The organism is uncultured Gimesia sp. (assembly GCF_963972345.1).
In the GTDB taxonomy this organism is placed as follows: domain Bacteria; phylum Planctomycetota; class Planctomycetia; order Planctomycetales; family Planctomycetaceae; genus Gimesia.
Genome location: NZ_CAXAVM010000257.1, coordinates 1 through 8,797, shown reverse-complemented (window position 1 = coordinate 8,797; position 8,797 = coordinate 1). Strand labels below are relative to the sequence as shown.

Below are 8,797 nucleotides of genomic sequence, written 5' to 3'. Positions count from 1 at the left end.
ATTGTCAGAACAATCATCATGCTCGCTCGATATTGCCCGACACTTCAGGGGGAGATTCGCTATGCCGTCATTTTTCTACTGCTAGTGCAAGGTTGCCTGCTCGCCTGGCAGGCCTATCGATACAGTCCTACAGCAGATGAGCCGGCCCATCTTGCGTCGGGGATTAGCCACTGGAAATCAGGTGATTTTGATCTGTACCGTGTTAATCCACCGTTAGTTCGAATGGTAGCCGCACTGCCTATTCTTGTTGTGGCACCAAAATGTGTAGTTAATGAAGCAACAGAAGCATCCCCTTATTCCCGCAGAGAGTTCACTGTTGGCAGGAAGTTTTTGAAAGACAATGACTCAGATTTGTTCTGGTATTTTACGCTAGCACGCTGGGTTTGTATTCCCTTCAGTTTGGTTGGTGGCTACATTTGCTATCGCTGGGCTTGTGACCTATACGGACATTGGTCCGGTTTGGTCGCTCTTGTATTATGGTGTTTTTGCCCCAATATTATTGGCAACGGAGCGCTGATCACTCCTGACGTCGCTGCAGCATCTCTCGGGGTCTTGGCTGGATATTTTTTCTGGCGTTGGCTTCGGGCGCCTGATTGGTTGCAAGCGTTTTATGCCGGACTAGCGCTTGGTCTGGCCTTACTCGCAAAATTAACATGGGTAATACTCTTCGCTCTCTTGCCAGTATTATGGTTGTCGTGGGTGATGACTCAACGTCATAGGTTGTTTAAAGCTAGCAGCTCCGGGTCTATGTTACCGAGTTCCAAGCCACAATCCGAAAAATCCGTACTATTACCCGGTATCCTGCAACTAACTATAATTTTTGCAATCGCCGTCTACCTCATTAATTTGGGCTATGGTTTCGAAAATTCATGGCAACGGTTAGACGAATTCCAATTCATTAGCCGTACGTTGGGCGGCACGAATGCACACGCCGTCCCAGGCAATTGGTTCACTGGTCGTTGGCTGGGCGCATTGCCAGTTCCTGTACCCGCCAATTATCTGATGGGAATTGATGTGCAACGGTATGACTTCGAGAGGGATTTTATGTCTTACTTGTGCGGCGAGCACAAAAAAGGGGGCTGGTGGTATTATTACCTGTACGCAATGGGAGTCAAAATGCCTGTGGGAGTGTTGCTTTTGATTTCGCTTCGAATTTGGTTTATCGTTTGCTGTATTTGGAGGCGAGTGGCGAAAACTGATACGAGAAATCTATCGATTGCTACGATTAATCAAGATACACCTGTGAAATTAACAGGCACTTCCTTACCGGAGAAAACTGGCCCCACGCTCATTGATGAATTTGTATTGATCCTACCTGCAATCGTTGTCCTGATTCTTGTCAGTTCGCAAACCGGCATCAATCGAGGTCTACGCTATGCCTTACCTGCATTCCCCTTTATTTACATTTGGATCAGCAAGGTTCCCATAGTTAAGAATTCCACTCAGCTTGAACACGAATTTACTTTCTCGGCATGTTGGGCTTTTCTTACGAATGGTTCGGCAGTAGTACCCCGCATACGGTCTCTGATTCTATCGCGCCGATTCTGTATTATCTTCCTTGCACTGATTTCGGCTTTGAGCTCTCTGGCAGTCTTTCCGCACAGCCTCTCTTACTTCAACGAATTCGTTGGGCCAGCGAATGGTCCAGAACACTTGCTTGATGAAAACATCGATTGGGGACAAGATCTTCTGGAACTGAAAATCTGGTGTGATTCACACCCTGAATCGCACCCGCTTTACATGTTGTATTATGGTTTCGTAAAGCGGAACGTGGCAGGTATCCAATTCAAACCAATTTCTCCCACAGGTAATAGCAGCAATCCTAAAAAGACATATCCACTCAAACCGGGGTGGTACGCGGTCAGCATTAACGACCTTTATCGTTCCGAGAACTATTTTGGGGGAAGGAATGAGATTGCCTGGTTAAATCAACGTCCCTTCTCAGCGCGAGTCGGTTATTCGATTCGAATCTTTCACATTGTTGCCACTGATTAGGCGACTCCATGGTCAAACCAGAGTTACAAGGTAATTCTAGATGCGAAACTTTTACGATTCTACTTTATTTTACGATAGAAGATGATTATACAAGCCCACTTGCACATCATGCCTGCCATGAAGTACATGTATCAATCATACTCATATCATATTTGATGTGAAAAAAAATACAGCACAAAACATCAGTTTGCGCTGTCATCAAAAGTGCGGAAAATTCCAACAGCGCAGATGATATTTTAGGCACTGCTCACACATCCCCCCGTTTGAAATATTTTTAGTGACCGACTCGACAGTTTGGGCAAGCCATTTTTATCAAGTTTTTAATCCCTGGTGAACTGATGTTTGCTTTTAAAACAAAGACATCATATACTGTATTTAAGTTTCGGTGTGTTCGAAAATCTATGCGTTTTGAATTGATAAAGTATTACTAGCATACTAGGAAATCCATAGTTTAAGAATGACTGGAAATGGCAACCGAATGGTACTACAAAGAGTCAGATGAAACGCTGGGGCCTTGTACCTTCCGTCATATGGTGGAGATGGTGCGGGAAAAGCAGCTTTTGCCTGAGACCATGGTGCGTCCGCATTATATGGACGAATGGCAGCGAGCTGATTCCGTAGTCGGACTATTTCATATGGCACGACGAGATCCCGCCACACTACCTCCTGTCAATAATTCTATTAATGAGCCAGATGATGAGTTCGCTGGCGCAGATGATCTGGACGCGTTTCTGGAAGAATCAGATGAGCCTGTGGGAACTGGTACCGACGTTGTGCAACAGGATATTGAACGGCCGGGTTGGCTCAAGCGACTGCTTTCCTTAAGGAACAGCAAAATCCCTCCGGTGCCCGTTGATCCTCATCTCGAAGTCAGTGTTGATCTCAGTCGACCTGCCCCGAACGGTTCTGCAATTCCCGGTGACGAGATCAAGTCTGAAACTGAGACTCTGCCAGAGCCAAACGCATCCGTTGAAACAGCGAAGGATGTTGTATCGACAGGCGCGTATTCTGAAGAGACCTGGGCATCGACGGTGAACGCAGCCGTTGAACGGATTGACGCGCGGGCTCCCAAACAGGATGAGGTGCCACATCCCCGGCAGATGGTACCCGCGATCAGTTTTTCTTTTCTAGAACATCCAGTCTTTCGTAAGATGATTCTTGCCTGTGTACTGGTCCTGTGCGCCAGTGTCGGCATTTACGGCTTTGTCAGCTGGATGGGCCAGGGAAAACTCTACTTTCCACTGATCGGTGAAACCACTCCATTACTGTTTCTCGTGTATTCGGCCTGTTCCTTCCTGGTGAGCATCACACTGGTGCCGCTACTAGTCTATGTTGCTTCGCCTTATCTGCGTCTCGGCTACAAACTGGGAGCCGCCCTTGTGACAGCCAATATTACCGCGTTTTTCCTGCTAAACTGGTCAGAGCAACAGAGCATGATTTTTCCTTCGCGGAAGCCTACCGAAGCGAAATTGATTTTTCCGCTCATAGGAGAATGTTCTCATTTCTCTTATTGGATGTACTTTGTGGATGTCGTGATATTTGTCGCAGTTCTAACCTACTTTGCCGCCTGGTGGCTGGAGACTCACGCTGATGAAGTGTAAACGAGCATTTGCTGATAACGTGATGGAAATACCACCTACAGATTCATCTCGCCTGAAAAGCGGTTATACCATCCTGGAACTGTTGGTTGTCACGGCAGTGATCAGCATTTTAATAGCACTTGCACTCCCGGCAGTGCAGTCAGCACGTAACTCAGCCCGGCAGGTACAATGTTTAAACAACATGAGAAATGTTACGCTGGGAATACTGCAGGCAACGGACAGTGCTAACCGGTTTCCGGCCTGTGGTTATTTTGGTGATGGTACTCCGGGTTCGGGGGGCTCTTATCGCAGTTGGGTCGTGGCAACCCTGCCCTACATCGATCAGGCGACTCTCTATAATAAATGGGATGTCGAAAAAAATTATAAAGATCCAGTGAACGCACCGCTGGCAAAAACGCATATCCCAGTCTTAACCTGCCCGGACGATATTTCGGAAGTTCCCGGCCAGGGGAATTTAACTTATGTTGTCAGCAGTGGAGTTGGATTTTCAGCGCAGATTTCTGGTATTCATGATTGCCCCATTGGTCCTTCCAGTGGAAAACTGGATCTGAATGGAAACGGAATTACCTGTAATTCATCCACGGAAGGAGATGGAACCCCTTCCGATCGGGAACTGTTTTTCCAGATGGGCCTGTTTTTTAATGAAACCTGGAAAGGTGAAATCCGAGCAAAACGACACTATACCATGGCCGGCCTCACGGATGGTGCATCCAATACCATGCTGATTTCAGAGAATATTCGCACCGGTTATAATCCTGAAAATTCGGCTTCCAACTGGGCTTCACCCAATCCTTATCTCACCAGTTTTTATATTGGCAATCCCTGTCGAAATGGAAGCTGTTCTGAGGGAAACGTCGATTACAATCTGGCCAATTCAGGATCCAGCGCAATCAATGCTGGTATCGCTAAGCCGGAAGGGAGTGCCCCTTATCCCAATTCATTACACAAAGGTGGCGTCAATGTCGGCTACTGTGATGGGCACATCCAATTTCTTTCGGAAAATATCGATGGAAAAGTTTATGCAGCGCTCGCCAGTCCCCAGGGAGCGGCTTTGAGTGGTACCTCGCTGGAACAATAAACCAGATCCTGAAAAGAAACAGTGATTCAACTTTATATTGACAGATGTAATTTATCATGAGCGCTCAGAATCAATTATGTCAAACACTTACTCATACTACAGGAAAGATCCGATCTATGTGTTGATTGTGATACTGGTGATTGCACTTTTTTTTCGGTTGCATTGTATTACAAATATTGCATATTGGTTCGATGAGAGTTTCTGTCTGAAAATGGCAGAATTTTCCTTTGCCGAAATTTGGACGAGAACAACTCAGGATACGCATCCACCATTATATTTTTACCTGCTCAAATCTTGGGGAATGCTATTTGGAACCTCCGTGATTGCGTCGCGGATGCTCAGCGTATCAAGTGGACTGCTCACAGTTATTGGTACATATCTTTTCGTGTATGAGGCTTATCGAGTCGACAACAATCGTACCTCGAAAGAGAACAGCACTGCTGTATTATCGGCCCTTGTTGCTGCATTATTTGTCGCTTTGAGTCCGCTCCAGGTGTCCTGGTCTCTTCAGGTCCGCATGTATGCACCAGGCGCTGCATTGACTGCCATATCAAGCTGGCTTTTAATCAGGGCTCTTCGTAATGAATCTCATGCAGCATGGAATTGGAGTTTTTTCACAGTTTCTGCTATTGCCTTGGCATACACACATCATTTCGGGCTTTTTATTCTGCTGGCCCAGTACATTTTTGCTTTCGGCTACCGCTGGCTTCAGACACCCGTTGATGTGAATCGAAGTCGATTCAGGAGAGTGCAGCCGGTCTTGCTGTCAGCTCTTGTGCTGGCATTGGCGTGGTCACCGTTATTGTTTCGTCTGTTGAGCCAAAGCCAGCAGGTACAAAATCAATTCTGGACGAAACCATTTGACCTGGAATATGTAGGAAAAGTCTTTTATCAGTTCATTGCACCGCCTCGCTGGTCGCCTGCATCAATGGTCATTGGTTTGGGAGTCGCACAGGCTGTCTTTCTGTCGCTAATTCTGTTGCTGCTCGGACGTCGTCCCACCGATCTCTATCTGTTTATTGCCATCTTTGTCTCATTTCTTGTAGCGACAATCTATTCCGTAATGTCTCGGAATATCTTTGTCTCTCGATATTTTCTGTTTGCGCATTTGCTGCTGTTAGTCGCAATCGCAGTTCTGGTTTGTCGCATCCCTTCTATAAAGCTGCGAATTTCTACCTGCATTCTGGTGTCGGGCTTATTGTTGTATTCCTGCTTTCAGAACTACCTGCGACGAAGTGAAATCTCGAAGAAGTATTCCGGATTGCCGGCAGCCATGGCATATTTTGACTCCCAGAGAAAACCGTCTGAGAATCTGCTTGTTTGTAATCCCATGCTGTTCACTTCAGCAATAGCCTACACGCAAAACCGTGAAGGATTATTTACTTATCATGGTGATGAGAACTACCCGTATTTTTACGGAAACGCGGTAATGCGGGACCAGGATTATTTTTCGCGGGACAGAATCAATAACTGTGATTCGAAATGGATCTGGACACTTGATGCCAATCGTTGGATGCAAGATAGCTGGAGTGTTCCCATGCCGGTTGGATGGAAACAAGTCGGAGAAGTCCGTTTTCAGGAATATTATTGCGAACTTGTCTTTCGCCTGTATGAACATGAAACAGAATAAAACATTAACAAAGAGAATAATCAGATGAACCGACACTACTGCCAAAGTTTTACAAACTCAGGAGCAAGTTCCATCCCCTCTTTAGGGCGGTCATATCTGTTTTGTTTTTCGTTAGTGGTCTGTTTGACCTTTTCAGTGGGGGCGTATCTGTTGGGACAAACTTCACCCCCTCAAAACGCAAAACGCGACTCTGAATCCGATGTTACCAGATTTAATAATTTGGATACGAATCAGGATCAGCGACTGTCACAGCAGGAGCTTCTGAAAACAGCCGAAAAAAAAGAGCGTCCCCGATTGATTCGGGATTTTAAGGTGTTTGATGGAGATCACGATCAACAGCTCACCTTCCAGGAATACCAGAACATAGTTCATCCCAGTCAGCGCAAGCTACCTCATCCACTAGCGGACCGTATCAAACATGGTTTGCAGAAACTTCAGGCAGACTGGAGCAAGTGGGATGCAAACAACGATGGGAAGTTGGACAAGGTAGAATTCTCGACATCAAATGTTATAGGCACAGTTTCCGGTCTGGCGTTGTCGAAGTGGGAGGATTGGGATCGCAATGCAGATGGTATTGTTGATCCACAGGATGCTGAGCAGGTTCTGGAAATTGCCTATGGACTGCGTTATCCTACGGGGGAACTGCTGTGGGAGCCATCGGGGCGGATGCTGACGACCATGCTGTTTGATCATCTGGATCTGAACGGCGATCATCAGATCGATTTACAGGAGGCGAAACAGGCCAAATTCGGTTTCCGGGATGGCAAACAGACACCGGTCTTGTTTAATGAGTGGGACCAGGATGGTAATGGGAAGCTGAGCATCACCGAGTGGAAAATAGATACCAGTCACTGGCGGGATCCGGTGGGACTCTTTCTGGCATCTGACAAAAACCAAGATGGTCTTTTGACTCAGGAAGAGCTTGTCACCGGTGCCGAGTCTTGGACAAAAGAAGTCAGCAAATATCTGCTGGATGGTTTCGACGCGGATGGTGACCAGCGTCTTTCTCTGGATGAATATCGGCAGACACCGTTTTCGAATCTGGCACTGCAATGGCACTCTATGCGAACAGATCGAGACCATGATGGCTATTTAAGTATTTCTGAGTTTCAGTGGGGAAAAGGAGTATTTGCAGCTGCGTTGGCCACAGAATATTTCCAGCGACTCGACCTCAATCAGGATGGAAAACTCGATCTGAAAGAGTTTCCCTTCAGTACCACCAAACGGGATTCTCAATATTATCTCGTTGAATTTCAAAAACTTGACGCTGATGAAAATCAGCAAGTAACGCTGGTTGAATTTCTGGGAGAGAAGAAAGACAAACAAAGGCAAGAGGCCAGACGTTCTTTCTATGATTGGGACAGTAACGCAGATGGGTTGTTGAGTCTCGCCGAATTTTCCAAACGTGAAAAACAGAAGCAAACAATTCCCAAGAATGAATTTCGTTTTCGTGATGAGGATAACAATCAGAGTTTGACTCTGCCAGAGTTTCTTTCATCAGTACCCCCCAAAGAACAACCACAGTTCATTCGAGACTTTAAGTTGTTTGACCTGGATAATGACCAACGGTTGACTTTTGAAGAATATTTAAACACGGTCTCTCCCGACATGCGTAAACTATCTCATCCAGTTGTAGATCGAGTGGCTCAGCGGATGCTGAAGCTTCAGGCAGGCTGGAGCAAGTGGGACACAAACAACGATGGGAAGTTGGACAAGGTAGAATTCTCGACATCAAATGTTATAGGTACAGTTTCCGGTCTGGCGTTGTCGAAGTGGGAGGACTGGGATCGCAATGCAGATGGTTTTGTTGATCCGCAGGAGGCAGAGCAGGTACTAGAGATCGCTTACGGTCTACGTTATCCCACAGGAGAATTGCTGTGGGAACCAGGAGGGCGGATGCTCACCAGTATGCTGTTCGACTATCTGGATCAGAATAGAAATCAATCGATCGACCTCGCGGAAGCAAAACAGGCGAAATTTGGCTTCGGCAATGGCAAACAGACTTTAGCTCTGTTCAAGTTGTGGGATAATGATGGTAATGAGAATTTGTCGATTGGCGAATGGAAGACCGACCCCTCGCACTGGCGAGATCCGGTGGGGATTTTTCTGGTAGCGGACAAAAACTATGACGGTTATTTAAGTCAGGAAGAACTTGTCGCAAGTGCCGAGCCTTGGATGAAAGAAGTCACTGCGTATCTGCTGCCAGGCTTTGACCTGGATGACGATCAGCGTCTTTCACTGGACGAGTACCGCCAGACACCTTTTTCGAATCTTTCTCGTCAGTGGCATTCTTTGCGAACTGATCAGAATCAGGATGGGGTTTTGACTCTCGCTGAATTCCGTTGGGGGGATGGTCTGTTGGCAGCCGCCTTGACTGTAGAATACTTCGAGCAGTTAGATCTTAATCAGGACGGGAAACTCGACCTCAAAGAGTTTCCTTTTAATACCACCAAACGGGACCCTCAGTATTTTGCGATGAAATTCAAGGAACTG

General features: G+C 46.5%; 5 protein-coding genes. All 5 read left to right on the top strand.

What is annotated here, in order from left to right; translation table 11 throughout:
* Nucleotides 1–1,995: glycosyltransferase family 39 protein (locus AACZ40_RS26555; protein WP_339676581.1), on the top strand; the 1,995-nt coding region annotated here is incomplete at its 5' end.
* A gap of 467 nt (nucleotides 1,996–2,462) precedes the next feature.
* Nucleotides 2,463–3,596, top strand: a complete 1,134-nt coding sequence (locus AACZ40_RS26550; RefSeq protein WP_291171828.1) for a DUF4339 domain-containing protein — start codon at nucleotides 2,463–2,465, stop codon at nucleotides 3,594–3,596.
* A complete protein-coding gene (locus tag AACZ40_RS26545; protein ID WP_291171826.1) occupies nucleotides 3,586–4,674 on the top strand; it encodes a DUF1559 domain-containing protein in 1,089 nt (362 codons plus the stop codon). Before AACZ40_RS26550 ends, AACZ40_RS26545 begins: the two co-directional genes overlap by 11 nt.
* A 76-nt stretch (nucleotides 4,675–4,750) precedes the next feature.
* A complete protein-coding gene (locus AACZ40_RS26540; protein WP_291171824.1) occupies nucleotides 4,751–6,304 on the top strand; it encodes a glycosyltransferase family 39 protein in 1,554 nt (517 codons plus the stop codon).
* Between the two features lie 219 nt (nucleotides 6,305–6,523).
* Nucleotides 6,524–8,797: hypothetical protein (locus AACZ40_RS26535; RefSeq protein ID WP_339676577.1), on the top strand; the 2,274-nt coding region annotated here is incomplete at its 3' end.